Genomic DNA, 25,363 nt, shown 5'->3' with positions numbered 1-25,363 from the left:
TCTGGCTTTGAGCCAATTCAAACAAACGTTTGTATTGGACGCTGAGAGTGGTGTAGATATAATGCGCCACCCAGAGAGAAAGGTGGCTCATCGATTATCCTCTCCTGGCATTGTGCCGGGATTCATGGATGCGACACCAAACCTCCAATTAGAAAAAAAACTGTTGAGCCTTGAGTAGGAGATAACCTGTGGAACGCGAATACATGGAATTCGACGTGGTCATCGTCGGTGCCGGCCCCGCTGGTCTTTCCGCCGCCTGCCGTTTGAAGCAGAAGGCCGCCGAAGCCGGTAAGGAAATCAGCGTCTGCGTGGTCGAAAAAGGCTCCGAAGTCGGCGCACACATTCTTTCTGGCGCGGTGTTCGAACCTCGGGCTCTGAACGAACTGTTCCCGGACTGGAAAGAACTCGGCGCCCCACTGAACACGCCGGTCACCCGCGATGACATCTTCGTTCTCAAGAACGCTGAAAGCGCGCAAAAAGTTCCGGACCTCTTTGTGCCCAAGACCATGCACAACGAAGGCAACTACATCATCTCCCTGGGTAACCTGTGCCGCTGGCTGGCCCAGCAAGCCGAGAACCTGGGCGTGGAAATCTACCCGGGCTTCGCCGCTCAGGAAGCGCTGTTCGACGAGAACGGCGTGGTTCGCGGGATCATCACCGGCGACCTGGGTGTTGACCGTGAAGGCAATCCGAAAGAAGGCCTGTACACCCCTGGCATGGAACTGCGTGGCAAATACACGCTGTTCGCCGAAGGCTGCCGTGGCCACATCGGCAAGCAACTGATCAAGCGCTTCAACCTCGACAGCGAAGCCGATGCCCAGCATTACGGCATCGGCCTGAAAGAGATCTGGGAAATCGATCCAGCCAAGCATCAGCCGGGCCTGGTGGTTCACACCGCTGGCTGGCCGCTGGACATCATGGGCACCGAGAACACCGGCGGCTCGTTCCTTTATCACCTGGAAAACAACCAGGTGGTCGTCGGCCTGATCGTCGACCTCTCCTACAGCAACACTTACCTGTCGCCGTTCGACGAGTTCCAGCGCCTCAAGCATCACCCGGTGCTCAAGCAGTACCTGGAAGGCGGCAAGCGCATCAGCTACGGCGCGCGTGCTATCTGCAAAGGCGGCTTGAACTCGTTGCCGAAAATGGTCTTCAAGGGCGGCGCGCTGATCGGTTGCGACCTCGGCACCCTGAACTTCGCCAAGATCAAAGGCAGCCACACCGCGATGAAATCCGGCATGCTCGCCGCTGAATCCGTGGCCCAAGCGCTGTTCGCCGAGAAAGACGGCACCGAAGAGCTGACCACTTACGTCGACGCCTTCAAGAAGAGCTGGCTCTACGACGAACTGTTCGCCAGCCGTAACTTCGGCCCGGCGATCCACAAGTTCGGCGCGATCGTCGGCGGTGGTTTCAACTGGCTGGACCAGAACATCTTCGGCGGCAAACTGCCGTTCACCTTGCACGATACCAAGCCGGATTACGCTTGCCTCAAGCTCGCGGTCGACTGCAAGAAGATCGACTACCCGAAACCGGACGGCAAGATCAGCTTCGACAAACTCAGCTCGGTGTTCATCTCCGGTACCAACCACGAAGAAGAGCAGCCGTGCCACTTGAAACTGGCTGATGCGAGCATCCCGATCGGCAAAAACCTGCCGCTGTACGATGAACCCGCTCAACGTTATTGCCCGGCCGGCGTGTACGAAGTGATCACCAAGGAAGACGGCGAAAAGCGCTTCCAGATCAACGCCCAGAACTGCGTTCACTGCAAGACCTGCGACATCAAGGACCCTGCACAGAACATCACCTGGGTCACACCGGAAGGTGCTGGCGGCCCGACTTACCCGAATATGTAAGCCGAACGCCTGAACATCAAGGCTCCCGAATGGGGGCCTTTTTGTTGCCCGCTAATATTGTAGGAGCCGAGCTTGCTCGCGATAGCGGTGTGTCTGACAACAATGATGTCGGATGACAATCCGCTATCGCGAGCAAGCTCGGCTCCTACAGGCGGATCCATTGCCAACTCAGGCGACACGTTCTTCCCCAGGATTACGCTCGAAGTACCGCTTGTACTCGCGACTGAATTGCGACGTGCTTTGATACCCCACACGGTGCGCCACCTGCGCGACGCCCAGTCCCTCCGACATCAGCAACGCCTGCGCCTTGAGCAGCCGCAAACGCTTGAGATACTGCACCGGCGACAACAATGTGCTGCGCTTGAAATGCTCGTGGAACGTCGACGCACTCATGTTCGCGCAACTGGCCAGGGTCTCGACATTCAACGGTTCGGTGTAATGCGCATGCAGATGACTGAGTGATGCTGCAATCCGGGCGAATTGCCCCTGTTGCTCCACCAGCGCCCGCAACACGTCGGCCTGAGGTCCACGCAGCGCCACAAACAACAATTCACGCAATCTCGCCGGGCCCATGATCCGGCTCTCCAGCGGATCGTGCAGACAACGCAGCAGCCGCTCGACACATCCGCGCATCTCATCATCGAGCACCGCCGAAGTCATGGACTCTGGCGTTTGCGCCGCAATATGACGCCCCGGCGCCAACCCCATTGCCAGCACCAACTCGCCCAGCATCACCCTGTCGATCGCGACCGACACCCCCAGCATCGGCCCGCCGGGTGCCGCAAAGGTTTCACACTCGAACGGCACCGGCAGCGCCTGAATCAGATAATGCCCGGCGCCATATTCAAGGGTGCGCGGCCCCAGATACGCCAGTTTGCTGCCCTGGGCGATGATCACCAGGCTCGGTTCATAGATCTGTGGCCCACGGGCGACATCGCAACTGGCGCGTAAAACCTGCACGCCCGGCAATGCAGTCGGCACGAAGCCATCACGGGTGGACAGTGGCTCGATGAGCGAAACCAGGGAGGCATTGGCATCGAGGTGACGGGTCAACTGCATGGAAGCTCTTCACAAAAAAGTCGCGAGAAAAGGGATGAAAGCATCATCGCAGGTCTGGTTACCAATGGGATCGGTCAAAGGCTGATGCCGGAGGAATAGGCATGACACCCGGAGGAATCGCCATGGCCGGTGATCGGCGTGGCGCCCAAAATGCGCCGCTTCACCTGTCACTGCTTTTGCGAGGTTCCTCATGTACACCGCCATCGGATACGCCGCCCAGTCGCCCTCCACTCCCCTCGCCCCGATGAAATTCGAACGCCGCAGCCCTCGCGCCGACGACGTTGCCATCGAGATTCTCTACTGTGGCGTCTGCCATTCCGACATCCACCAGGCGCGAAACGAGTGGGGCATTGCCGTGTACCCGCTAATGCCCGGCCACGAGATCGTAGGCAAAGTCACTGCCATCGGTGCGAACGTTACCCAACACCAAGTCGGCGATTTGGTCGGTGTCGGTTGCATGGTCGACTCCTGCCGCAGCTGCGAAGCCTGTCAGTCCAACCTTGAGCAATATTGCCTGGAAGGCCCGACGATGACCTACGCCACCCCGGACCGGGTCGATGGCAGCAACACCATGGGCGGCTACTCCGACAGCATCGTCGTCAGCGAACACTTTGTGGTGCGCATCCCGGAAAAACTTGCGCTGGCCTGCGCCGCGCCGATCCTGTGCGCCGGCATCACCACCTACTCGCCGCTCAAACACTACGGCGTGAAGCCTGGCGACAAAGTCGGGATTCTCGGCATGGGCGGCCTCGGCCACATGGGCATCAAGTTCGCCAAGGCGATGGGCGCCGAAGTCACGTTGTTCACCCGTTCGGCGAGCAAGGCTGAAGAAGCCCGGCGTCAGGGCGCGGACCATGTGATCGTGTCCACCGATGCCGAGCAGATGAAAACAGCGGCTGGCTATTTCGACTTCCTGCTGGACACCATTCCGGTGCAGCACGACCTCAATCCCTACCTCGACACCCTGCGCTTCGACGGCGTGCACATTCTGGTCGGCTTGATCGAACCGGTGGACCCGCCCGTGCACGCCGCCAAACTGGTGTTGGGCCGTCGCATGCTGGCTGGTTCGTTGATTGGCGGCATTGCCGAAACCCAGGAAGTGCTGGATTTCTGCGCCGAGCACAACATCACGTGCGACATCGAAATGCTCGACATTCGCCAGATCAACGAGGCTTACGCCCGCATGATCGCCGGTGACGTCAAGTACCGTTTCGTGATCGACATGGCGACCCTCAAGGTTTAAACCTTCAGGCCAAGCTCCGCCGACAGCCGGGCCGTGACCCCTTTGATCAGGGGAATCAGCTCGGCCATTTTTTCCAGCGGCATGTACGGCACGGTGCTGGCGATGCTGATGCCGGCGACGATGCGTTTGCTCGCATCACGGATCGGTGCCGCCACGCAACGGATCGACGGTTCGTTGTCTTCCAGGTCAAAGGCGTAACCACCCGCCACGTACTCGACCATGCGCTGCTGAAACTGCTCCCAGGACTGCTCCGGGTGCAGCGGCCAGAACTGATTTTTCCCACCCGCCGGCAAGCTGACTTCGTACAGCCGTTGCCACTCTTGCTGCGTGTCATCGAGCATCAACGCCTTACCGATCCCGGTGCGCGCCAACGGCATGCGATGGCCGACCCGCGAACGCATTTCCGGGCCATTGCGCCCCGGATTCTTGTGCAGGTACAGCACTTCGTCACCTTCACGAATCGCCAGGTGCACGGTGTCGCCAGTCAACGCCGACAACTCATCCAGATACGGCCCGGCCAGCGTCACCAACGGCAACTCTTCGCGCGCCTGGAAACCCAGTTCGATCAACTTGGGCCCCAACAGGTAACCGACCTGCGGCACCACGCGCAGATAACGTTCGTCCACCAGGCAACTGGCCAGACGATGGGTGGTGCTGCGCGTCGTGCCGATCAGCCGGGCGATTTCCTTGAGATCGCGGGCGCCGCTGGCCACGGCCTGAACCACACCCAGACCACGAAGCAGTGTCTGGGTGCCGGTCGGTGCGGCGTCCTTGGCGATTTTTGGGGCGTCTTCCTGCATATCCAGCCTTTACCGTTGAGCGAGTGAACGGGCGGCATTATGGTCGCCCGATGCCTGCGACTACAACTTGATACGCTCGACTTTGCCGACCAGCAAGATGTAGGAAAGCGCGCCCATCAACGCCAGCACCGAGATGTAGGTAATCGCCGGGGCAAACGAATCACCGGTCGCCAGGAAGCCGATGACAATGGGCGTGGCAATCGCCGACAGGTTGCCGATGAAATTGAATACCCCGCCGGTCAGTCCCAGCAACCGTGCCGGGGCCAGGGTCGATACCAGCGACCAAGTGATCGAAGCCAGGCCGTTGCCGAAAAAGGCCAACGCCAGGAATGCAATGACCAACGGCGTCGACTCGACGAAATTGGCGCCGATGATCGAGGTGGAAATCAGCAGGCCACCAATGATCGGCAGCTTGCGGGCGAAGCCTACGGTGTAACCACGACGAATCAGAAAATCCGAGAAAAAACCCGAACACAGCACGCCGACGAAGGCCGCGAGAAACGGCAGCGACGCCAGCAGGCCGGACTTGATGAAGTCCATGCCGCGATATTTCACCAGGTAGGTCGGGAACCACGTCAGAAAAAACCACAACGTCGAGTTGAGGCAGAACTGCCCGAGGTAGATGCCCCAGAGTTTGCGTTTGGTCAGAACAATCCCGAGGTCCGTCCAGCTGAATTTCGCTTTGACTTTGGCTTGTTCAGCCTGGATATCCACCAACCCGCCGCCCTCGCGAATCAAGTCGATTTCAGCGTCGTTGGCGCCTTTGAAATCCCGGGGCTCGCGGTACACCGCATACCAGATCACCGCCCATAGAATCCCCACTGCGCCGGTGCTGACGAACACCATGTGCCAGCCGTAGGCGTGTTGCAGCCAGGCCAATACCGGCGTCAGGAACGCCAGGCCGACGAACTGCCCGGAGGTATAGAAACCGATGGCCGTGGCGCGTTCGCGCTCGGGAAACCAGGTGGTGACCACGCGGCTGTTGATCGGGTACGCCGGTGCTTCCAGAGCACCGACCGCCATGCGCAACACGAACAACGCGATGAAACTGGCGGCGAAACCGAGCATCACCGTAGCGATCGACCACAGCAGCAAGGCGACGCTGTAGAGGATGCGCGGCGGCACACGGTCCACCAGCCAGCCGCCAGGGATTTGCATCGCGGCATAGGTCCAGCCGAACGCCGAGAAGATCAACCCGACGTGGATCGGATCGATCCCCAATTCGCTGGTCAGCGCCGGGGCCGCGATGGACAGGTTGCTGCGGTCCAGGTAGTTGATCACCACCGTGATGAACAGCAGGACCATGATGAAAAATCGCTTGCGACTGGGCGTCACCAACGACGCTTGCCCAGTGAGGGTTTGCGGTTGCATGAGGAGTGCCTCTTCTTATGGTTATTGAGGTCAGTGGGCGCAACGTACCCCTGTAGGAGCAAGGCTTGCCCGCGATTGGGCCTTACACGGTCCAGCTGATGGTCAGCGGCGTCAGTACTGACGCCATCGCAGGCAAGCCGTGCTCCTACAGGGGCGGTGTGGTGTCAGGGATCAATCACCACTCGGCAAAACTGCCATCGGCATGGCGCCAGATCGGGTTGCGCCAGCGGTGGCCGACCGCTGCGCGTTCGATCACGTATTCCTCATTGATCTCAATCCCCAGGCCCGGGCCATTAGGGATCTTCACGAAGCCTTTGTCGTAGTCGAACACCCGCGGATCTTTCACGTAGTCGAGCAGGTCATTGCTCTCGTTGTAGTGGATGCCCAGGCTCTGTTCCTGGATGAACGCGTTGTAGCAAACCGCGTCCAGTTGCAGGCACGCCGCCAGCGCAATCGGCCCCAACGGGCAATGCAGCGCCAGCGCCACGTCGTAGGCTTCGGCCATGTTGGCGATCTTGCGGGTCTCGGTGATGCCGCCGGCATGGGACGCATCCGGCTGGATGATGTCGACGTAACCTTCGCTCAGCACACGCTTGAAATCCCAGCGCGAGAACAGCCGCTCACCGAGGGCAATCGGGGTGCTGGTCAGCGGCGCCAGTTCCTTCAGCGCTTCATAGTTTTCGCTGAGCACCGGCTCTTCGATGAACATCAGTTTGTACGGATCAAGCTCCTTCATCAGCACCTTGGCCATGGGTTTGTGCACCCGGCCATGGAAGTCCACGCCGATGCCGACGTTCGGCCCGACCGCATCACGCACGGCCGCGACGTTGGCCAGGGCCAGGTCGACTTTCTCGAAGGAGTCGAGAAATTGCAGCTCTTCGGTGCCGTTCATTTTCACGGCGGTAAAGCCACGGGAAACCGCTTCTTTCGCCGCACGAGCGGTGTCCGCCGGACGGTCACCGCCGATCCATGAATACACACGAATCTTGTCGCGCACCTGACCGCCCAACAAATCACTGACCGACACGCCCAAGGCCTTGCCCTTGATGTCCCACAGCGCCTGATCGATACCGGCCAACGCGCTCATGTGGATCGCGCCGCCACGGTAGAAGCCGCCGCGATAGAGCACGGTCCAGATGTCCTCGATATTGCGTGGGTCTTTGCCGATCAGGTAGTCGGACAACTCTTCAACGGCCGCCGCAACGGTGTGGGCGCGACCTTCAACCACAGGTTCGCCCCAACCGGTCACGCCCTCGTCGGTTTCGACCTTGAGGAAGCACCAACGCGGCGGAACGATGAAGGTGGTCAGTTTGGTGATTTTCATCTTGTGCTCTCTTTTTGTAGATGCAGCTCTTATTAGAGGCAGCGCTCACAGCGCCAAACAGTCTTAGCGAAGGGCTTTCCAGGCAGCCACGTAGGCCTTGGCGTTGACCGCCACGTCCTCTGGGGTCATTCCCGGTTTGAACAAACCGGAACCGAGACCGAAACCTTTGACGCCCGCGTCGATAAACACCTGCATGTTGTCCGGCGTGATCCCGCCAACCGGCGCCAGAATGGTCCCGGCCGGCAACACCGCGAGCCAGGCTTTGACGACCGCCGGGCCCATCTGCTCGGCGGGGAACATCTTCAGCACGTCGGCGCCTTCGGCCAGTGCGGCGAACGCTTCGGTCGGTGTCGCCACACCCGGCGACAGGAACAACCCCGCCGCTTTCGCTGCGCGCAGCACTTTCGGATCGCTGTGCGGCATGACGATCACTTGGCCGCCAGCGGCTTTCACCAGCTCGACCTGCTCCGGTGTCAGCACCGTGCCCGCGCCGATCAGGCAATCGGCGGGCAAGGTACTGCGCAGGATGCGGATGCTTTCGTACGGTTCAGGGGAATTGAGCGGCACTTCGATGACGCGAAATCCGGCGGCGTACAGGACTTCGCCGATGGCCGCCGCTTCTTCGGGGCGCAGGCCGCGCAGGATCGCGATCAGGCCGTTTTGCGCCAAGGCGTGTTTGAGCATGTCAGACCTCCAGTCAGGTTTAACGGGATGGGTTGGAAGTGATCAGTCCGGCGGCGAGTGCCAGTTGCCACAATCCGCGTTCGGTGGCTTGTTCGGCCAGCGTCACCCGGGCAAATCCGCAGGCGTCGAGGGCCCGGCTGTAGCGGGCACAGAGTTGGGCATTACCGATGAGGACGATCGAAGGCAGGTGCACGCTGTTGCGTCGACGCCGCTGGGCCGTCGCCAGCGCCGCCAGCTCATGACCGATCAACAAGCCCGACAAATAATCCGCCTGGGCCGTGGCGCTCAGTTCGCCGGTCAGTCCGAGGCTGCGGGCACTGAACACCGTCGACAGCGGGCCGATCTCGCCGTCCGCCGACAACGCCACTTGCACCCCACGATCAAAAGCCTGGCCATCTAAGGACGCGCCTTGCTGCTGGGTGCGCCCCAGAATGCTGTGTTCGCTGAGCACGGCGAAGATTTCGCCGGTCATGAAGGTATCGAAATGCACGATGCAGCCATCGGCCACTTCCACCCATTTCGAATGACTGCCCGGCAGGCCGATCAACAGATCGTTGCCCGCCTCGCTCGACAGGGTTTGCAGAACACCCAGCACCTGGGTTTCTTCGCCGCGCATCACGTTCGGCAATCGCGACCGCTGAATCACACCCGGCACGATGTGCACATCGACACCGCGAAGACTGCGAACCGTCTGCAGGGAAGTTCCGAGAGCGGCGACGTTCGCTGGCGTATCGCGGTAAGCCGCTTCACGCCACCCCTGGGCGCTGCCGACCATGCCACAGGCAATCACCGGCAAATCCGGCTGCGCATCGAGCCAGTCACCGCAGGCCTCATCGAAAGCCAGTTCAAAACCGTCAGCGCACACCTGACCGGCAATCACTCGCGGCGTGTTGGGCAACTGCATGATCCCCGACGACAGCGCACGCTGTTCGAGCACCTGGCCACCGTCGGCGAGTTTGTAAGCACGTAATGAGGTTGTCCCCCAATCGAGCGCGATCAATTGCGCCAGCATCGCTTCACCTGTTTTGTTTATTGGCAGTGAGTGAGCGGGACTATAAACCCGGAAGCGGGATAATCTCAATATATAAATATCACTCCCATATATAGGGATTAACAAGTATGACAGGACTTTGTCTGCGAACGCTTTAAAATGCCGCGCCATTGGAGCCACCCGCCACCCCAAGGAAGAAAATGAAAATCTTGAAGGCAATGCTGTTCTGCAGCGCACTCTGGTCCGTCGCAGCATTTAGCGCATCGAAAGAATTGCAGGTGGGCGATATCTGGGCCTACAAACACCGGCCGGGCGAGGATGGATCGACACTAACGATCCTGAAAATCGAGGAGTATCCGAAACTGGGTAAAGTCGTTCACATCAGGGTGGACGGTTTTCGAATGATCAACCCAGTGACAGGCACTGAGTTCAACGACATGCCTCACCTGCCATTCCAAGCAAAGGCGATAGAACGCAGCATTACCCACCGTGTGGGAAATGCCACTGAAATCCCCGAATTTAGTCAGGGCTATGAGGCATGGAGAGCGGCCTTCGATGAAGGAAAGGCCGGGGTTTTCACGATCAGCGTCAGTAAAACACTCGATGGCATGATCAATGGCAACTGGGAGGACAGTGACTAACCCTCGGCAAAGTCTCGCAACACCGCCCCATCCATCCGATACCGCACCCACTCCTCCTGCGGCTGCGCGCCCAGCGATTTATAGAATTCGATGGCCGGTTTGTTCCAGTCCAGCACGCTCCACTCAAACCGTCCGCAATCATTGGCGCAGGCGATTTTTGCGAGGTGGCGCAGCAAGGTTTTGCCGGCGCCGCCGCCGCGCTGTTCGGGGGTGATGTAGAGGTCTTCGAGGTACAGGCAGTTGCTGCCAAGCCACGTGGAATAGCTGAAGAAGAACACCGCGAAGCCGATCGGCAGGCCGTCGCGCAGGCAGATCAGGCCGTGAGCGGTGGCCCCTTCGCTGAACAGGCTGCGCTCGATGTCGGCGACGCTGGCGATGACTTCATGGCGGGCACGTTCGTAGTCGGCCAGTTCAGTGATGAACCCGAGGATTTGCGGAGCATCGCTGGGGGTCGCCGGGCGGATCTCGATCGTCATGGGGACGTGCCTTCGTCAAAGGTTGAAAAACGCCATACTAAGTCGCCTCGCGGCGCTCGTCACACTGGAAATTCAAAGCTGATCTGTAGAGCATGTGTAGCAGCTGGCGAAGCCTGCATTCGGCTGCGCAGCAGTCGTGAAACCTGAGCACGCGGTTGTCCTGTAATACCCCATTGTCTGATCTCACGACTGCTGCGCAGCCGAACGCAGGCTTCGCCAGCGGCTACAACACTTTCACTTCAAAGGACTGTTATGACAATTCATGCTTTCTCCCCTCTGCAAACCCTTGCCGCTCAATTGCTGCCCCATGCGCTGGAACCCTCGGAGGACGGCGCCCACGATCTGTCGCATTTGCAGCGGGTCTGGCACACCGTGCGCACACTTCACGCGCAGGAAGGGGGTGATCTTGAGGTGCTGCTGGCAGCGGTGCTTTTGCATGATTGCGTGGCGATCGAGAAGAACTCGCCATTGCGATCGCAAGCGTCGCGAATGGCTGCCGAGAAGGCGTGCGCCGTGTTGGCCGACCTGCATTGGCCAAACGAAAAAGTCAGCGAAGTGGCCCACGCCATCGAAGCGCACAGCTTCAGCGCCAACATCCCCCCCACCTCGCTCGAAGCGAAAATCATGCAGGACGCCGACCGCCTCGACTCCCTCGGCATGCTCGGTGTAGCGCGCACGTTCTACGTGGCCGGGCGCATGGGCAGCGCTTTGTATGACCCGCTCGACCCAGAGGCGAAGCACCGCGACTACGACGACACGCGTTTTTGCCTCGACCATTTCCAGACCAAGCTGCTGCACCTGGCGGACGGTTTCCAGACCCCGACCGGTCAAGGCCTGGCGCAGATCCGACATGCACGATTGAAGGGTTTCATGGAGCAGTTCAAGGAAGAGATCGGCGCCTGCTGACGGCAATACTCCGGCCAGCACTAACCCTGAAATCGGTAACCAGGGACCTAACATCGACGCCATGCGTGATAGATAGAGGACGCTCACTTCTTTCGGGTCAAGGAACCGTTTCATGTCCAGCGCAACACCCCCAGTCTCCGGCCGGTTGTTCGGCTTGTTTTGCCTCGCCAGCTATTTGCTGTCGCTGTCCTATGGCTCGACCTTTTTGCTGTCGTTGCTGATCGGCTCACGCGGCGGCAATGAACACGATGCCGGCAGTGTGATTTCGGCCGCCATGCTCAGTACCTTCGCTGCGGTGATTGTCTCCGGGCACTTGTCCGATGCGCTCGGCGCTGCGCGTTCGATTGCCGTGTTTGGCGTGTTGCTGGCAGCGGCCAGCCTTGGTTTCGCCTTGACGCCTGGCTTCGGCAATCTGCTGTTGTTTTTCGGACTTCTGCTGGGACTGGGTTGGGGCGTGTTCTATACCCTCGGGCCGATCATTGTCGCCAGTCTGGTGACGCCGGCCCAACGCGCGAAATACTTTGCGCTGCTGTCGGGCAGCATGATGACCGGGATCGGCAGCGGGCCGTTGCTCGGCCGGGCGGCCAGCGCGCTCGGCTATCCGGTGACGGCAGCGTTTTACCTTGCTGCGCTGGCCAGCCTGATCGGTGTTTTGCTGTTCTGGCGACTGGATGCACAGCTGAAAAAAACGCCCGCGCCGTCCACTTCGGTCGCCAGGATTTCCTGGCGGGCGACGGCGCACGTGCTGTCGTCCAAAGCGGTGTTCCCGATCATCATGGTCGGCCTCGGCGGGTGCGTGTTCGGCGGGCTGTCGAGCTTCCAGACCAGTTACGCCGCATCGCGCTCACTGGACTACTCGCTGTTCTTTTTCGGCTTCATGGGCGCGGCGATCAGCAGCCGGATGCTGATTGCCGGGATCGTGGTCAAGCGCGATCCGTTGCGGGCCTCCTGCCTGTTGTCGGGCCTGATGATGGGGTCGATAGTGATGTTTGGTTTCGTCGTCGACAGCGGGTTCAGCTATGTGCTGGCGGCCGTGATGCTCGGGATCGGTTACGGCTTGACCTATTCGGTGATCAACGGCCTCGCGGCCAACGAAGCACCGCATGGCACCACGTCGCAAGCCTTGTTGCTGTTCAGCCTCTGCTACTTTATCGGGGTGTTTGGCTTTCCGTTGCTGGCGGGGAAAATCATCGTCGAACAAGGCATGCCGGCGCTGCTGAGGACCGTGCTGGCAGTGGCCTTCGTCAATTGGTCGATCACCGTGGGCCGGTTGATCTGGCGCCGGGTGGCAGCACCTAAAGTCGTGCAGCAGGCCTAGACCATTCGTCGTTCATGAGGCACCAATCCAGATTGGGGCGGACCAACATCAGGTAAGGACTCTATTAAACGGAGACGATGCCATGATCCTGTCCAGGTTGACCGCCCTCGCTCTCGCCACGCTGATGTCCTGCGCCACATTCGCCGCCACCTTCGCTGAAGGCACAGGCCCGACCAACCCGGTCGAGGGCCCGAAGGCACCCGCTATCCAGAGCGCCCCCGGCATGAACACCAATGGCACAGGTGTCGACAGCAGCCTGCCGCCCTCCACCGGGACGGACCCGAGGACTCAGGGCAATGATGCCGGCCGCCAGGGCGGGTTGAATTTACCGGACACCAAGACACCCAGCGAAGGCGGTCTCGGTTCGAGTGATAGTTCGGGTAAAAAAGGTGGCCTCAGCCCATAACGATCAACATCCCTGAAGCGTGGAAGCAAAGACATACCCTGATCGAGGCGTTACGCAAGACGTGTTAAGGCCAGGATTGATGTTGAGTTTACTGGCCCCTTCGCGGGCAAGCCCGCTCCCACAGGTTTGGTTGTGAACACAAGAATTGTGTACGACGACGTTCATTGTGGGAGCGGGCTCGCCCGCGAAGGCGAAAAATCAGGCGCCGAACGTCTCGCGAATCAACGCATCCACTTCATCCGCCATCGGCGAAGTCGCCGGCCCCCACCGTGTCACCGCCAACGCCGCGGCCGCATTCGCCCGGCGTGCCGCCTCCAGCGCCGACAAGCCTTGCGCCAATCCGGCAACAAACACCCCGGCATGTGCATCACCGGCGCCGTTGCTGTCTATGGCCGCCACCTTGAAACCCGGCACATGCTGACGATCGCCACGCTGGCTGATCCAGCACCCTTGCGGGCCATCGCGAACCACCATCAGCACCTCGGCCGGCAGATGATCGACCAAGCGATCCAGCGCCTCGGCAATGTCCGGCGCGCCGGTAAAGCGCAGCGCTTCGACACTGTTGCTGGTCCAGATATCGATGCGCGCCAGCAAGGCTTGCATCAATGGCTCATCCGGCGAATCCACCAGCGGGCCCGGATCGAACATCACCGTGATCTCTTTCGGCAGTTCCAACACCCAATCCACCAGCGCCTGAGCCTTGCCAACCTGCAGCAGGCTGTAGCCACTGACGTAGACAAAGTCGCCCGCCTGCGCCGGCACACTTGCCAGGTCGCCAGCAGTCAACTCGCCTTCGGCACCGATGTAGGAAATGAAACTGCGCTCGGCCGACGCTTCCGTCACCGCTACGCACAATCCCGTGTCCCGTTCAGCGCGGTGGGCGATGCCGATCCGGATGCCTTCAGCGCTCATCGCCTCACGCGCCAGGTCGCCGAAACGACCAGTGCCGTGACGTCCGAGGTAAACCACGGCCAGGCCATTACGCTGCGCGGCAGCCATCACATTGAAGCCACCGCCGGCTTCGAAACTGGCGGACTGGGCCAATACATCGCCGCCCGCCTGCGGCAGTTTATCCACGGCCATGACCAGGTCGATGATGACCTGGCCGGTGTGCAGCAATCTAGGCATGAGCATTCTCGGTCATGGCGGCGCGGCGATCTTTTGCGCCGCCGAGTACCCAGTAGATCCCGCCGGCCACCAGGAAGGTTACGATCCAGCCCAGGCCGTTATGACCCAGCCACGAATCGGACAGGAAGCCGCGGAACCACACAGTTTGTTCGGTGGTGCCGATGGTGGTGAAACTGAAGCCCAGCACGATCGCCACCGCCCACGCCCCGAACGCGCGCCATTCGATACCGCCGCTGTACCAGTAAGCGCTGCCCGGGCTGACGTCGAGCAGATCTTTGGGGCTGTAGTAGTGACGGTGAATCAGGTCGACGACGAAGATCCCGACCCACGCGGTGATCGGTACCGCCAGCAAGGAAATGAAGGTAATGAACGGGCCGTAGAAGCTGTCTGCAATCAGCATGAAGTAGATCGAACCGGCGAAGATCGCGACGATATCGACCACCACGGCGTGCACGCGCTTGACCTTCAGACCGAGGGTCAACGTGGTCAGGCCGGCGGAGTACACCGACAGGTTGTTCGACAGCAGCAACCCGCCGAACGCGGTGATCAGGTACGGCACCGCCATCCAGGTCGGCAGCATGTCGCGGATCGCGACGATCGGGTCGGTGGCCGAGGCCAGGTCGTTGTTACCCACCGACAGCAGGCCGCCGAGGGTGATCAGCAACACCAGCGGAATCCCCGCGCCGAACGCTGCCGAGGCCACGAGGCGCACGGCTTTGACGCTGCGATGCTGGTAGCGCGACATGTCGGCACCGGCGTTGGCCCAACCGATCCCGGTGCCGGCGGCCATGGTGCCGACGCCGATGATCATCGCGCTCAACGGCGCCGGCGTGGCGTTGAACACCGCACTCCAGTCGATGGTGGCGCAGAGGAAACCGCCGACCAGAATGTTCAACGCGCCGAACACGTAAGTCGCCCACTTCTGGATCACCAGCAACGTCGCGTGGCCGAGGCCGGACACCGACAACGTCAGCAGCACGAAAATCGCGATAAACACCAACGTCAGGACCGGCGCGCTTTTGGCTTCTACCGGCGAGCCGAACAGGATCGAGCTCAGCGACAACAGCACGAACGCGGCGGTGGTGGTGTTGACGGTTTCCCAACCCAGACGCGACATCAGCGAGACCAGGGTCGGACCGATGTTGCCGCGCACACCGAAGATCGCGCGCGACAAGGTCAGGCTCGGTGCGCGACCACGACGGCCGGCGATGGAGATGATCCCGACGACGGCGAAGGAACCGGCGGCGCCAAGGATCGCGACGATGATCGCCTGCCAGATCGCCAGCCCCCGAAACGCCACCAGCGTGGCACCCAGCGGCAGGCCGAGGATGGAAATGTTCGCGGCGAACCAGACCCAGAACAGTTGCAGCGGATGACCGTTGCACTCCGCTTCCGGCACCGGTTCGATGCCGCGTGTTTCCAGTTGCCCGGCACTTTGCCCGGCGGTCGATGAACTCATGAAAATACTCCTGTTGCCATTTTTGTGGTTGTGGGCAATGACGGAAGTTGCGGTGGAAAATTCAAATAGGTGGCGCGCCCATCGCGGGCAAGCCCGCTCCCACAGGGGATGCATCGTACTTGTGGGAGCGGGCTTGCCCGCGAAGGCGTCAGCGCGGTCAGCGCAAGGCCAACAGCCCCTGCACCAACGGTTCCAGCTCCAGATCGTTGACCGCTTTGACCGTATCGATCATTGCCGCTGGCCAACTCTCAAGGCCCAGGCAGGCCCCGAGCATGGCGCCGAGAATCGCCGCGATGGTGTCGGTATCGCCGCCTAAACCGGCGGCCATGCACACGGCTTCGAAGGCGCTCATCTCGCCGATGGCCACTTGCTGAGCCAGGGCAAACGACACCACCACCGACTCCTGCGAGGCCACCGAAGTACCGATCACGTCATACAGCAGATCCGCCAGCAACGCCTTGTCACTGTCGACACTGATGCTGCGCGCCCAACTGATGCGCGAAGCCATCCGCCCGCCCGCCACCCAGTGGCCATGACCTTCGGCTTTTTGAGCGATTTGCTGACCGAGGTTCAATGCCTCGCCCAGGTCCATGCCATTGATCCCGGCCGAAACCACCGCCGCCACCGCCGCTGCGCTGGAGATGCCCAGCGTGGTGTTGTGGGTGACCTGACAGGCCTGCACCACGGCGTCGATAAAGCGCTCAGGGTCGGCGACATCCGCCGCAATCCCGATGGGCGTAATACGCATCGCGGCGCCATTGGTGGTGCCATAGCGCCCCGCCTCTTCAGGCGAATGACCCGCCAGGATCATCTCGATCGCTCGTTTGGTCGAAGGCCCGAGCAAGTCTTGCGAGCCCTTGGCCTGCATCTCGGCTTCCCACTCGATCAGGCGTTGCGCAAGCATCGACGGCTCGATCCTGCCCTTGCCTTCAACCAGCAACTGCCCGACCAGCATCGCCTGTTCAGTGTCGTCGGTGATTGAGCCTTTGGGCATGTTGGCGGCGATGGGTTGATCGGGGCCGGCATCCTGCAAATCGGTGATTTCGCCGAAGCGGGCCTTGATCTCGGTACGGCTCAGCGACTGGGTCGGCATGCCCAGCGCGTCGCCCAGGGCCAGTCCGTAGAACGCGCCAAGGGCACGATTGAGCGCGGTCATTGTGACGTTCCAAATTGCAGGTGCAGGCGAAAATGCACGGGGTCGAGCAGGCTTTCGACCTGTTCCATGAAGCGGTTTTGCCGGTCGTAGGTGGTGCGCAACGCTTTGAGGAACACCGTGCCGACCGGACGGCCCAGCAACTCGGCGTCTTCGGCATTCAAGGGTTCTGCGCCGATCCATTGATCGCCGCGCTCGCCGATGTAGCCGTAAGCGGCCAGAGTGATGGTCAGGGAGTTGTCGATCAGGCCAACGCGCGGCAGGCTTTCCAGGCCTCCGGTGGCGGGCATCAATGAGCGTTCAAGGGAAACCAGCGTGCCGTCGTTGGAGCGGCGACGACGGTCGAGGGTGATGAACTGGTCGGTGCCAAAGCGTGGCAGCAGATCGGGACGGGTGACCGCCTCCAGCCGCAGCACTTCGGTGTTGATCAGCGCGCCGCTGTCGGCCAGTGCCTGCGCCCAGCCACTGCGCTGATCGAGCACCACACCGTCGAAGGTGACGATGGAACCGACCCCGCTTTGCGTCGCGATGTAGTTGCGCCGTTTCAACTCGGCCAGGGCTTCACGCAGCGTACCTCGGCTGACTTTGAATTCTTGAGCCAACTGATGCTCGCCCGGCAGCAGAAAGCCGTCCTCCATGAGGCCGCTTTCGATGCGCCGGATGAGTTCGTCGACCACCCGTTGTTTCTTGTCAAATCGTACCTGTCTAATCATGTACAAAGTGATAACCGAAACGGGCGACGGCGGGCAAGGGATATTTCAGGGAAGTGACGGGAGGATGCGGTCGTTCGCGATAGCGGGGTGAGTCAGGTACACCTCCATCGCGGGCAAGCCACGCTCCCACAGGACCTGTGTCGTGCACGGATTATGCGACCGACATATAACCTGTGGGAGCCGAGCTTGCTCGCGATGACGTCGGATCAGTCAGCGTTGCTTGAGGCGGTCGATGACAACGGCCAGCAGCAAAATCGAACCGCGAATCACGTACTGGTAAAACGTGTCGATGTTCTTCAGGTTCATCGCATTCTCGATGATCGCCAGAATCAGCACCCCGGCAATCACGTGCCGGATCATGCCGATCCCGCCACTGAGCGACACGCCGCCCAACACACAGGCCGAAATCACCGTCAGCTCAAAACCCTGGCCAATCATCGGCTGGCCGGAGGTCATGCGCGAAGCCAGAATCACCCCGGCCAACGCCCCGATCACGCCATGCACGGCAAAGATAATGATCTTGGTCCGATCAACGTTGACCCCTGCCAGCAAGGCCGCTTCCTGGTTACCGCCGATGGCCATGGTGTTGCGCCCATAGGTGGTGTAGTTCAACAGCCAGCCGAAAAACAAAAAGCAGACAATGGTGATCAGGATCGGCACCGGCACGCCAAACAACTGGCCGTTACCGAAGACGAAGAACTGCTCTTGCGAAACGCCGACCGCTTTACCGTTGGCGAAGATGTACGCCAGACCGCGAACGATTTGCATGGTTGCCAGCGTGGTGATCAACGCGTTGACCCGCAACTTGGCGATCACGATCCCGTTGATCAGCCCGACAATCAGCCCCATGAACAGCGCCGCCACCACACCGAGAAATACGCTGTTGGTGTCGCGCATCACCACTGCCGCCACCACGCCGGCGCAGGCAATCACCGAGCCCACCGACAAGTCGAAGTGCCCGGACGCCAGGCAATACAACATCGTGCACGCGGCAATCCCGGTGGTCGAAATCGCCAGGCCCAGGCCGCGCATGTTCAGCGGCGAGAGGAAGTTGTCGATCAGCAACGTGCACAGCACGAAAATCCCGACCGCCGCCAGCAGCATCACCCAGTCATCGAGAAAGCGCCGCAGGTCGAGCGGTTTGCGCTGGGTCGGCAAAGTGTTGTTTTGGGTTGTCATCATAGTCACCTCTCAGTTCGCCACGCCGTCAGCGCGTTGGCGCGGCAAAGCCAGTTGCAGCAGATTGGATTCGTTGGCCTCGGCGCGAGACACCTCGCCGCGCATCGCGCCTTCGCAGAGCACCAGAATACGGTCGGAAATGCCCATCACTTCCATCAGGTCGCTGGACACCACAATCACCGCGATGCCGCTTTCGGCCAGGTTATGGATGATCTGGTAAATTTCGGCTTTAGCACCAATGTCGATACCGCGAGTCGGTTCATCCAGCAGCAGGACTTTCATCGGCATCGATAGCCAGCGACCCAGAATGGCCTTCTGCTGATTGCCGCCGGACAGGTACATGATTTTTTGCTGGGCGCTCGGCGTCTTCACCTTCAGCGCCTTGATCTGTTTGTCGGCATTGCCCTTTTCCCACAAGCCGCGCAACAGGCAGCCGAAGGTGGAGTGCGCACCGCGAGCGCTGATGTTGATGTTCTCGGCGACACTGGCGAGCGGCAGGATCCCCTCCTTCTTACGGTCCTCAGGGCACAGCAGCACACCGGCGGCGATGGCATCGCGGGGTGAACGCAGTTTCAATTCATGGCCCCGTAATTCCAGGCGCCCGGCGGTGTTGCGCTCCAGTCCGCTGAGCAAGCGGAACAACTCTGTGCGCCCCGCGCCGACCAGGCCGAACAACCCCAGGATCTCGCCTTTGTGCGCCTCGAAACTGACCGGTTCACGCAAGCCTGACCCCAGCAGTCCCTCGACTTTAAGCGCCACTGCACCCCGTTTCCGGGGTCGGTAATCGTAGATGTCCTGAATATCGCGACCGACCATGCACGTGACCAATTGATCGTGAGTCAGCTCGCGCATGTCTTCGAACGTGCGTACGTAACGGCCATCCTTGAACACCGTCACGGCGTTGCAGATGCGGAACACTTCTTCCATGCGATGGGAGACGTAGAGCACCACTTTGCCTTCATCGCGCAGGCGCCCGATGATCGCCATCAATCGGTCGATTTCTCGCGCCGACAGGCTGCTGGTGGGTTCGTCGAACGCGATCACATGAGCGCCGCGGGACAGTGCCTTGGCGATCTCCACCAATTGGCGCTGACCAAGGGACAGGCGCCCGACCTTCTCTTGCGGATCAATTTCATCGGCCAGCCCCTTAAGACAGGCCAGCGCTTGTTGGCGCAAGGCGCCGCGATTGATCAAGCCGAAACTGGCAGGCAGATGCCCCAGAAACAGGTTTTCCGCGACGGTCATTTCGGGCACCAGGTGCAGCTCCTGATGGATCACCGCGACGCGGCTGGCGATGCTGTCGGCGGTGGACTTGAAGACCATCGTCTGCTCGCCGATCTGCAGGGCGCCACTGCTTGGAGAGTAGGCGCCGCCGAGTATTTTCAGCAGCGTGGATTTGCCGGCACCGTTTTCGCCCATCAAGGCGTGAACCTGCCCCGGATGCGCGACGAAGCTGATGCCATCCAGCGCCTTCACGCCGGGAAAGGTCTTGCCGATCCCGTTGAAACGCAGGCTGCCGCCAACGCTGTGTTCGTGTGTCTGTAGTTGCGCGTGCATAAAACCACCTCTTCACACAGGTCAGGCAGCCCCGTCGCCAGGGCCGCCGTTGAACTCAACCAGCCGTTAATTCCAGAGGCCGATCTTTTCCAGTTCCTGCTTGAAGTTGTCGCGCGTGATCAGTGTCACGTCGTCCATGGCGGTGTACTTTGCCGGTTCGGTGCCGGTGGTGACCCACTCGTACATCATGCTGGCGGTGTTGTAGCCCTCGATGTGGGGGCTGGGCAGCATCGAGCCGAAGAAACCGCTGTCAGGTTTCTTTAGTTCACCGATGGCGTCGGTGCCGTTGATGCCGATTCCGATGACGTTGGCCGCGGCAAAACCGGCGCTTTCGGTGGCGCGCACGCCGCCGAGCACGGTGTTGTCGTTCATGCCGCCGATGATCAGGTTTTTCGCCGCACCCGGCAGTTTCACCAGTGCCGAGTTGGTGGCGTCCATGCTGCCCGGTACGTCGAGGGTTTTCAGCGCCGAGAACAGGATGTGGTCCTTGGGCATGCCGGCGTCTTCCAGCGCCTTGACCGAACCGTCGGTGCGTTTCTTGCCGGTGTCGAGTTCGTTGTAGGTGTTGATCACCGCATAGGTGTCTTTCCAGTCCCAGCCGCGTTTTTTCGCTTCGGTGGCCATGGCGTGGCCTTGTTTCTGACCGACTTCAAAGGCGGCCATGCCGAGGTACGGAACGTCCTCCATGAACTTGCCGCCAGCATCGACAAAGCGGTCATCGACGGCGATCACTTTCAAGCCGTTGAGCTTGGCCTTGGCCATGATCGCAGGGCCGAGGGACACGTCGGGCGGGCAAATCACGAAGCCCTTGGCACCGTTGGCGGCCAGGCTGTCGATGGCGGAGAGGGTTTTCTCGCCGTCCGGCACGGCGATCTTGATCAGGGTAAAGCCCTTCTCTTTGCCGGCTTTTTCAGCGAACGCCCATTCCGTCTGGAACCAGGGCTCTTCCGCTTGCTTGACCAGAAAACCGATTTTCACTTCCTCGGCCGCCAGCAACGTACTGCTCAGGCTGACCGCAGTAACCGCCAAAGCGGCACAGCACAGGGAACGGATCCCACGACGACGATTCATAAGCAGACTCCTTGTTATTTTTTTTGAGCGTTATTTGAAAGCCGGTGCAAACGGTGAAGCTAATAGTCATATCGTATGATGATTGGCTTTCAGGCGTAATTCCGCGCCTGAAAGCCGTTTTGTTCAGTCGTGGTACATCACCGAGCGACCACCATCGATGGTGATGCACGACGCATTGATGAACGGCGCTTCATCACTGGCCAGGAAAACAGCGGTCATGGCCACTTCAATCGGCTGACCGATGCGGCGTGGTGGATGCAAATCAAAGGCGCGCTGACGCTCGGCATGTGGATCGGCGAAACCGTTCCAGTAATCAACGTTCAGCTGGGTTTCGATATAGCCCGGCGCGATGGCGTTGACGCGAATGCCCTTGGGCGCGTATTCGATGCCGAGTGCGCGTGTCAGGCCGAGCAAGCCGTGCTTGGCCACCGGGTACGGGAAGCAGCCCGGAATGATGTGGGTGGAATGGGTCGAGGCAATGTTGATGATGCTGCCGATGCCTTGCTCGATCATTTGCGGCAGCACAGCCTTGCAACCGTACCAGGCGCCGTCGAGGTCGATGCCGAAGCAGCGGCGCCAATCTTCTTCAGTCATTTGCAGTGGATCGCGGAACACGTTGACCCCGGCGCAGTTGACCAACACGTCGATTCGCCCGTGAAGGTCGATCGCCAGCCTGGCCATGGCGTGCAGGTCTTGCTGGCTCGACACGTCGGCCTTGATCGCCACTACATCGACGCCCTGCTCACGCCAATGCGCCGCGACTTTCTCGACTTTTTCGGCCTGGATGTCGCTGATGATCAGCTTGGCCTGCTGCGATGCGAACGTCGCGACGATGGCCTCGCCAATACCCTGGGCGGCACCGGTCAGCAGGACCACTTTGTTTTTAAGACGCTCGCCTTTGGGCGGCTCAGGCACCGGCGGCAAGGAAAGGGGTTCAGCCATGAATCAAGACTCCTTTTTCGGGCACGAAAAAAACCGGGCATCTGTCGATGTCCGGTCAAAAGGCTGTATGGAAAATCGCTGCATCACTTCACCTGTTTTGTTTTTTTAAGTGTGAGTGCGTGTAACTGATGGCCGACTATAAACCTGCCCGATAAAAAATCTCAATATATAATTTTGCATCCCATATTTTGGGATTTATCCAGCGAAGCGCGTACAAGGCTTTCCAGCCACGTCCACTCGAATGGACAACATCGCGCCGTCCAGCGGGTGGTTGAGCGGGCTCGCAGCGCTGGTGATGTACAGGGTTTTCAAGTCTTCGCCGCCAAACACGCAACTGGTGGGCCGGCTGACCGGCAGTTCGATGACTCGATCAATATGGCCGTCCGGCGTCAGTCGGATCAGGCAATTGCCGTCCCAGCGGGCGTTCCACACATAGCCTTCGGCATCCATGGCCGAGCCGTCGGGAACGCCCCGTTTGTCGGGACCGAACCAGACATAAGCGGTGTCCAGGTTGCCGTCGGCATGGATGAAATACCGGTACAGCGTGGCGTCGAGGCTGTCGGCGAAGTACAGCGTCGTGGCGTCTTCGCTCCACAACAGCGTGTTGGGAATCCCCAACCCCCGCAGCAGCGGCGTGACCCGGGCATCGCGGTCGATGCGAAACAGACCGCCGGAGCGACGCGTGACGGGCAAGTCTTCGCCGTTTTCACCGATGTTGTTTTGCATGGTGCCGAGCCAGAGCCGACCCTGCGCATCGCAACGGGCTTCGTTGGGGCGATTGCCGGGTTGCGGGTCGGCGACGCAGAACAAGGTCAGGCGTGGCTCAAGGCCTGGGGAGTCGAGGTCCAGCCGATAGACGCCACTGCTCAACGCGACTAACGCATCACCGCTTTCGCAGGGGATGAACGCGGAGATGTGTTCCGGCATTTCCCAGATCTGTACGTTGGCACCGATCAGCCGCAACGCCTGTTTGCCGGCGATGTCGACCCAGTACAAGGCTTGCGTGCGCACGTCCCAGAACGGGCCTTCGCCAAGCCGTGCACGGTGCTGGGTAACCGCATTCAACGCCATGAAACCTCCATTCTTATTGCTTTTATGTGATCAGCTGACCTTTTTGTCGGCCATGACTTGCGGGTAGTAACGCTTGATCGCCAGCTCCGCGTTGTCGATCAGGGTCATGCAGGCCCACACCCCGCGCGCAGCATCGCGGGCGGCGATGGCATCGGCCATGTCTTTGTGAATCGGCAACGTACGACGCAGCTCATCCGGATCAGCGGCGGAAACCTCGAAGGATACCGCCAGCAGCGCGCCGAGGGCCGGGACCATTTGCTCGATGAATTGATTGTGGCTGGCGGCGAGGATGCACTCGTGGAATATCCGGTCGGCGCGGTTGTAATCGACGCCGCTGTCCACCGCCCGCGCCAGCGCGTTATAGGCTAACAGCACGGCTTGCACCTGTTCGACAGTGGCCCGCTCGCAGGCCCAGCGTACGGCCATGGGTTCGATGGTGCGGCGCAGGTCGAGCAAGTCGTCGACGAAGTTTTCCGGCAAACCGCTGCGTGACAGCCAGCCGACGACTTGCGGATCGAAGAGATTCCAGCGACGCACCGGCAACACTCGCGTGCCGACCTTCGGCCCGACTTCGAGCAGGCCTTTGGCGACCAGGGTTTTGATAGCTTCGCGGATGACCGTGCGGCTGACACCTAATTGCTCGCCCAGATCGGCTTCTACCTTGAGGGTTTCGCCGGGCTTCACCTGGCCTGCGGCAATCCAGCAACCGAGCCAATCGACGGTCGACGCATGAAAACTGCTGGACATGGATACCTCAGAACCGGGCGCGATGGAGCCCCACGCTAATCATCATACGATTAGGTGTCAATTTGATTTTTGGATGAACACTGGGAGCGTCAAGGCTCCAGGCCGATGGGAAAGAACTCCCCGCCACTCCACACACCCAACCAGCGCTGCCCGTCGATCTCACGGCTCACTGCCAGCTCCACCAATTGGTAGAACACATTGCGGTGAATCAAGGCTTCGAGGTTAGTACGCACATGAACGTAAGGCGCAGGCTCTTGCGTGACCGGGTCGATCACCACGCGGATCGGATGTTCGGCACCCGCCTGCGCAGTTTCGTCGACGTTGGTGGTGAAGTTCAGGATCTGAGCCTCGCCCTCGCCTTCCACATCAACGGCAACTGCCACAAACGGTGCATCATCGACCTTGATCCCGACCTTCTCGACCGGTGTGATCAGGAAATAGTCGTCGCCATCGCGGCGAATGATGGTGGAGAACAGTTTGACCATCGGCTTGCGCCCGATTGGCGTGCCCAGGTAATACCAGGTGCCATCGCGGGCGATGCGCATGTCGATGTCGCCACAGAAATCGGGGTTCCACAGATGGACCGGCGGCAAGCCTTTGGTTTTGGGGATTTGCCCCAACAAGTCGTTGGCTTTTTGCGGGCCACTCATGGCGTTCTCCCTGGATTACTGGTTACTGATCCCGATCAGGCTGCGCGCATATTGCTCTAGCGGTGGGCCAATCAGGTCTTCTGGCTTGTTGTCGTGGAACGTCAGTAAACCGCCACGACTCTTGATGCGTGCAGTATCAATCAAATACTGGGTGCTGGTCTCGATCAACATGATCTGAATCACGCCGCTGTCGATGCCGAGACGGTCCACATACTCCTGATCGATCCACTCATCGGTGTTGCCAATACGGTCGTCCGCCTTGGCGAACCGGGTGTAAAGCAAGTAATGCGCACCGGCGGCACGGGCGTCCGCCATAGCCTGGTCGAGGCCTTCGGGAGTTTGGGCGCGGCGCACCATCGGGAAGTATTCGATAAAGCCGTTGAAAGCTTCTTCAGCCACCGCGTTTGGTCGCGGATAAACGATACCTGGTGGCGCGAAAGGACCTTGGGCGATGTAAATGAACGAGTCCGGCTGAATGCGCAGATTGTTCACCCGACGGCTGTCGCTGTGATCCAGCAGTCCCACGTCACTCATCTGGTAGTGAGTCTCTTCAGCCATGTCGCTGACTTTCATGCAGCCACCAAGCGCCAAAACGGCCAGCAGCAAAACCAGGCTACGCAT

Annotated in this window: 25 protein-coding genes; 6 read left to right on the top strand and 19 right to left on the bottom strand. The window is 60.4% G+C overall.

What is annotated here, in order from left to right; translation table 11 throughout:
* The first annotated feature begins 188 nt into the window (after positions 1 to 188).
* On the top strand, positions 189 to 1,853 hold the full coding sequence (locus tag BMS17_RS19930; RefSeq protein ID WP_046031715.1) for an electron transfer flavoprotein-ubiquinone oxidoreductase: 1,665 nt from the start codon (positions 189 to 191) through the stop codon (positions 1,851 to 1,853).
* Between the two features lie 168 nt (positions 1,854 to 2,021).
* Here the strand turns inward: BMS17_RS19930 and BMS17_RS19925 are convergent, their stop codons facing one another.
* Positions 2,022 to 2,912, bottom strand: a complete 891-nt coding sequence (locus BMS17_RS19925) for an AraC family transcriptional regulator (protein ID WP_046031714.1) — start codon at positions 2,910 to 2,912, stop codon at positions 2,022 to 2,024.
* Between the two features lie 190 nt (positions 2,913 to 3,102).
* Here BMS17_RS19925 and BMS17_RS19920 point away from each other — a divergent pair, with 190 nt between their 5' ends.
* Positions 3,103 to 4,155 (top strand): NAD(P)-dependent alcohol dehydrogenase, encoded by a 1,053-nt coding sequence (locus BMS17_RS19920; RefSeq protein ID WP_077431559.1) that lies wholly within the window; start codon positions 3,103 to 3,105, stop codon positions 4,153 to 4,155.
* On the opposite strand, the gene BMS17_RS19915 is transcribed toward BMS17_RS19920, so the two are convergent.
* The 5 genes from BMS17_RS19915 to BMS17_RS19895 all read right to left on the bottom strand — a co-directional run bounded on the left by BMS17_RS19915 (position 4,152) and on the right by BMS17_RS19895 (position 9,346).
* Positions 4,152 to 4,955, bottom strand: coding sequence for an IclR family transcriptional regulator (locus tag BMS17_RS19915; protein WP_046031712.1), 804 nt, complete (start codon positions 4,953 to 4,955; stop codon positions 4,152 to 4,154). The two genes, BMS17_RS19920 and BMS17_RS19915, sit on opposite strands and share 4 nt — an antisense overlap.
* 60 nt (positions 4,956 to 5,015) lie before the next feature.
* On the bottom strand, positions 5,016 to 6,326 hold the full coding sequence (locus BMS17_RS19910) for an MFS transporter (RefSeq protein ID WP_046031711.1): 1,311 nt from the start codon (positions 6,324 to 6,326) through the stop codon (positions 5,016 to 5,018).
* 175 nt (positions 6,327 to 6,501) lie between these two features.
* Positions 6,502 to 7,650, bottom strand: a complete 1,149-nt coding sequence (gene dgoD / locus BMS17_RS19905) for a galactonate dehydratase (RefSeq protein WP_007903915.1) — start codon at positions 7,648 to 7,650, stop codon at positions 6,502 to 6,504.
* 63 nt (positions 7,651 to 7,713) lie between these two features.
* A complete protein-coding gene (locus BMS17_RS19900; RefSeq protein ID WP_046031710.1) occupies positions 7,714 to 8,334 on the bottom strand; it encodes a 2-dehydro-3-deoxy-6-phosphogalactonate aldolase in 621 nt (206 codons plus the stop codon).
* Between the two features lie 19 nt (positions 8,335 to 8,353).
* Positions 8,354 to 9,346 carry a 2-dehydro-3-deoxygalactonokinase gene (locus tag BMS17_RS19895; protein WP_046031709.1) on the bottom strand — a complete coding sequence of 331 codons (993 nt, stop codon included), beginning with the start codon at positions 9,344 to 9,346 and terminating at the stop codon, positions 8,354 to 8,356.
* A gap of 179 nt (positions 9,347 to 9,525) precedes the next feature.
* Here BMS17_RS19895 and BMS17_RS19890 point away from each other — a divergent pair, with 179 nt between their 5' ends.
* Positions 9,526 to 9,966 (top strand): hypothetical protein, encoded by a 441-nt coding sequence (locus BMS17_RS19890; RefSeq protein ID WP_046031708.1) that lies wholly within the window; start codon positions 9,526 to 9,528, stop codon positions 9,964 to 9,966.
* Here the strand turns inward: BMS17_RS19890 and BMS17_RS19885 are convergent.
* Positions 9,963 to 10,442: a GNAT family N-acetyltransferase gene (locus BMS17_RS19885; RefSeq protein WP_046031707.1), complete on the bottom strand. Its 480-nt coding sequence runs from the start codon at positions 10,440 to 10,442 to the stop codon at positions 9,963 to 9,965. The two genes, BMS17_RS19890 and BMS17_RS19885, sit on opposite strands and share 4 nt — an antisense overlap.
* A 252-nt stretch (positions 10,443 to 10,694) precedes the next feature.
* Here BMS17_RS19885 and BMS17_RS19880 point away from each other — a divergent pair, with 252 nt between their 5' ends.
* The 3 genes from BMS17_RS19880 to BMS17_RS19870 all read left to right on the top strand — a co-directional run bounded on the left by BMS17_RS19880 (position 10,695) and on the right by BMS17_RS19870 (position 13,072).
* Positions 10,695 to 11,348: an HD domain-containing protein gene (locus tag BMS17_RS19880; protein ID WP_077431557.1), complete on the top strand. Its 654-nt coding sequence runs from the start codon at positions 10,695 to 10,697 to the stop codon at positions 11,346 to 11,348.
* Between the two features lie 112 nt (positions 11,349 to 11,460).
* Positions 11,461 to 12,666 (top strand): MFS transporter, encoded by a 1,206-nt coding sequence (locus tag BMS17_RS19875; protein ID WP_077431555.1) that lies wholly within the window; start codon positions 11,461 to 11,463, stop codon positions 12,664 to 12,666.
* Between the two features lie 82 nt (positions 12,667 to 12,748).
* A complete protein-coding gene (locus BMS17_RS19870; protein ID WP_077431553.1) occupies positions 12,749 to 13,072 on the top strand; it encodes a hypothetical protein in 324 nt (107 codons plus the stop codon).
* A 198-nt stretch (positions 13,073 to 13,270) separates the two neighbouring features.
* Here the strand turns inward: BMS17_RS19870 and BMS17_RS19865 are convergent, their stop codons facing one another.
* The 12 genes from BMS17_RS19865 to BMS17_RS19810 form a co-directional block, all read right to left on the bottom strand.
* Positions 13,271 to 14,200, bottom strand: coding sequence for a PfkB family carbohydrate kinase (locus BMS17_RS19865; RefSeq protein ID WP_077431551.1), 930 nt, complete (start codon positions 14,198 to 14,200; stop codon positions 13,271 to 13,273).
* Positions 14,193 to 15,659: a cytosine permease gene (locus BMS17_RS19860; protein WP_077431549.1), complete on the bottom strand. Its 1,467-nt coding sequence runs from the start codon at positions 15,657 to 15,659 to the stop codon at positions 14,193 to 14,195. Before BMS17_RS19860 ends, BMS17_RS19865 begins: the two co-directional genes overlap by 8 nt.
* Before the next feature lie 157 nt (positions 15,660 to 15,816).
* Positions 15,817 to 16,815 carry an ADP-ribosylglycohydrolase family protein gene (locus tag BMS17_RS19855; protein ID WP_077431547.1) on the bottom strand — a complete coding sequence of 333 codons (999 nt, stop codon included), beginning with the start codon at positions 16,813 to 16,815 and terminating at the stop codon, positions 15,817 to 15,819.
* Positions 16,812 to 17,525 (bottom strand): GntR family transcriptional regulator, encoded by a 714-nt coding sequence (locus BMS17_RS19850; RefSeq protein WP_077431545.1) that lies wholly within the window; start codon positions 17,523 to 17,525, stop codon positions 16,812 to 16,814. Before BMS17_RS19850 ends, BMS17_RS19855 begins: the two co-directional genes overlap by 4 nt.
* Positions 17,526 to 17,735: 210 nt before the next feature.
* Positions 17,736 to 18,704: an L-arabinose ABC transporter permease AraH gene (araH, locus tag BMS17_RS19845; RefSeq protein ID WP_046031830.1), complete on the bottom strand. Its 969-nt coding sequence runs from the start codon at positions 18,702 to 18,704 to the stop codon at positions 17,736 to 17,738.
* Between the two features lie 12 nt (positions 18,705 to 18,716).
* Positions 18,717 to 20,261 (bottom strand): L-arabinose ABC transporter ATP-binding protein AraG, encoded by a 1,545-nt coding sequence (araG, locus tag BMS17_RS19840; RefSeq protein ID WP_077431543.1) that lies wholly within the window; start codon positions 20,259 to 20,261, stop codon positions 18,717 to 18,719.
* Positions 20,262 to 20,327: 66 nt separating this feature from the next.
* Complete coding sequence (locus BMS17_RS19835; RefSeq protein WP_046031698.1) at positions 20,328 to 21,332, bottom strand: substrate-binding domain-containing protein; 1,005 nt, start codon at positions 21,330 to 21,332, stop codon at positions 20,328 to 20,330.
* Between the two features lie 123 nt (positions 21,333 to 21,455).
* The gene (locus BMS17_RS19830; RefSeq protein WP_077431541.1) at positions 21,456 to 22,274 is read right to left on the bottom strand and encodes an SDR family oxidoreductase; all 819 of its coding nucleotides are present in this window, start codon (positions 22,272 to 22,274) and stop codon (positions 21,456 to 21,458) included.
* 195 nt (positions 22,275 to 22,469) lie between these two features.
* Positions 22,470 to 23,345 carry an SMP-30/gluconolactonase/LRE family protein gene (locus BMS17_RS19825; protein ID WP_046031696.1) on the bottom strand — a complete coding sequence of 292 codons (876 nt, stop codon included), beginning with the start codon at positions 23,343 to 23,345 and terminating at the stop codon, positions 22,470 to 22,472.
* Between the two features lie 30 nt (positions 23,346 to 23,375).
* Positions 23,376 to 24,092, bottom strand: coding sequence for a FadR/GntR family transcriptional regulator (locus tag BMS17_RS19820; protein ID WP_046031695.1), 717 nt, complete (start codon positions 24,090 to 24,092; stop codon positions 23,376 to 23,378).
* Between the two features lie 89 nt (positions 24,093 to 24,181).
* On the bottom strand, positions 24,182 to 24,742 hold the full coding sequence (locus tag BMS17_RS19815; protein WP_046031694.1) for a DUF1285 domain-containing protein: 561 nt from the start codon (positions 24,740 to 24,742) through the stop codon (positions 24,182 to 24,184).
* A gap of 15 nt (positions 24,743 to 24,757) precedes the next feature.
* Complete coding sequence (locus tag BMS17_RS19810; protein WP_077431539.1) at positions 24,758 to 25,363, bottom strand: DUF4823 domain-containing protein; 606 nt, start codon at positions 25,361 to 25,363, stop codon at positions 24,758 to 24,760.

It is taken from the genome of Pseudomonas sp. C9 (assembly GCF_002000165.1).
Classification (GTDB): Bacteria; Pseudomonadota; Gammaproteobacteria; order Pseudomonadales; family Pseudomonadaceae; genus Aquipseudomonas.
This window is presented reverse-complemented; position numbering and strand designations above follow the sequence as displayed.

What these genes read in the sequence shown, in the direction of transcription:
- BMS17_RS19925 (WP_046031714.1), bottom strand. Translation starts at nt 2,912, where the DNA reads ATGCAGTTGACCCGTCACCTCGATGCCAATGCCTCCCTGGTTTCGCTC.
- BMS17_RS19920 (WP_077431559.1), top strand. Translation starts at nt 3,103, where the DNA reads ATGTACACCGCCATCGGATACGCCGCCCAGTCGCCCTCCACTCCCCTC.
- BMS17_RS19915 (WP_046031712.1), bottom strand. Translation starts at nt 4,955, where the DNA reads ATGCAGGAAGACGCCCCAAAAATCGCCAAGGACGCCGCACCGACCGGC.
- BMS17_RS19910 (WP_046031711.1), bottom strand. Translation starts at nt 6,326, where the DNA reads ATGCAACCGCAAACCCTCACTGGGCAAGCGTCGTTGGTGACGCCCAGT.
- dgoD (WP_007903915.1), bottom strand. Translation starts at nt 7,650, where the DNA reads ATGAAAATCACCAAACTGACCACCTTCATCGTTCCGCCGCGTTGGTGC.
- BMS17_RS19900 (WP_046031710.1), bottom strand. Translation starts at nt 8,334, where the DNA reads ATGCTCAAACACGCCTTGGCGCAAAACGGCCTGATCGCGATCCTGCGC.
- BMS17_RS19895 (WP_046031709.1), bottom strand. Translation starts at nt 9,346, where the DNA reads ATGCTGGCGCAATTGATCGCGCTCGATTGGGGGACAACCTCATTACGT.
- BMS17_RS19890 (WP_046031708.1), top strand. Translation starts at nt 9,526, where the DNA reads ATGAAAATCTTGAAGGCAATGCTGTTCTGCAGCGCACTCTGGTCCGTC.
- BMS17_RS19885 (WP_046031707.1), bottom strand. Translation starts at nt 10,442, where the DNA reads ATGACGATCGAGATCCGCCCGGCGACCCCCAGCGATGCTCCGCAAATC.
- BMS17_RS19880 (WP_077431557.1), top strand. Translation starts at nt 10,695, where the DNA reads ATGACAATTCATGCTTTCTCCCCTCTGCAAACCCTTGCCGCTCAATTG.
- BMS17_RS19875 (WP_077431555.1), top strand. Translation starts at nt 11,461, where the DNA reads ATGTCCAGCGCAACACCCCCAGTCTCCGGCCGGTTGTTCGGCTTGTTT.
- BMS17_RS19870 (WP_077431553.1), top strand. Translation starts at nt 12,749, where the DNA reads ATGATCCTGTCCAGGTTGACCGCCCTCGCTCTCGCCACGCTGATGTCC.
- BMS17_RS19865 (WP_077431551.1), bottom strand. Translation starts at nt 14,200, where the DNA reads ATGCCTAGATTGCTGCACACCGGCCAGGTCATCATCGACCTGGTCATG.
- BMS17_RS19860 (WP_077431549.1), bottom strand. Translation starts at nt 15,659, where the DNA reads ATGAGTTCATCGACCGCCGGGCAAAGTGCCGGGCAACTGGAAACACGC.
- BMS17_RS19855 (WP_077431547.1), bottom strand. Translation starts at nt 16,815, where the DNA reads ATGACCGCGCTCAATCGTGCCCTTGGCGCGTTCTACGGACTGGCCCTG.
- BMS17_RS19850 (WP_077431545.1), bottom strand. Translation starts at nt 17,525, where the DNA reads ATGATTAGACAGGTACGATTTGACAAGAAACAACGGGTGGTCGACGAA.
- araH (WP_046031830.1), bottom strand. Translation starts at nt 18,704, where the DNA reads ATGACAACCCAAAACAACACTTTGCCGACCCAGCGCAAACCGCTCGAC.
- araG (WP_077431543.1), bottom strand. Translation starts at nt 20,261, where the DNA reads ATGCACGCGCAACTACAGACACACGAACACAGCGTTGGCGGCAGCCTG.
- BMS17_RS19835 (WP_046031698.1), bottom strand. Translation starts at nt 21,332, where the DNA reads ATGAATCGTCGTCGTGGGATCCGTTCCCTGTGCTGTGCCGCTTTGGCG.
- BMS17_RS19830 (WP_077431541.1), bottom strand. Translation starts at nt 22,274, where the DNA reads ATGGCTGAACCCCTTTCCTTGCCGCCGGTGCCTGAGCCGCCCAAAGGC.
- BMS17_RS19825 (WP_046031696.1), bottom strand. Translation starts at nt 23,345, where the DNA reads ATGGCGTTGAATGCGGTTACCCAGCACCGTGCACGGCTTGGCGAAGGC.
- BMS17_RS19820 (WP_046031695.1), bottom strand. Translation starts at nt 24,092, where the DNA reads ATGTCCAGCAGTTTTCATGCGTCGACCGTCGATTGGCTCGGTTGCTGG.
- BMS17_RS19815 (WP_046031694.1), bottom strand. Translation starts at nt 24,742, where the DNA reads ATGAGTGGCCCGCAAAAAGCCAACGACTTGTTGGGGCAAATCCCCAAA.
- BMS17_RS19810 (WP_077431539.1), bottom strand. Translation starts at nt 25,363, where the DNA reads ATGCGTAGCCTGGTTTTGCTGCTGGCCGTTTTGGCGCTTGGTGGCTGC.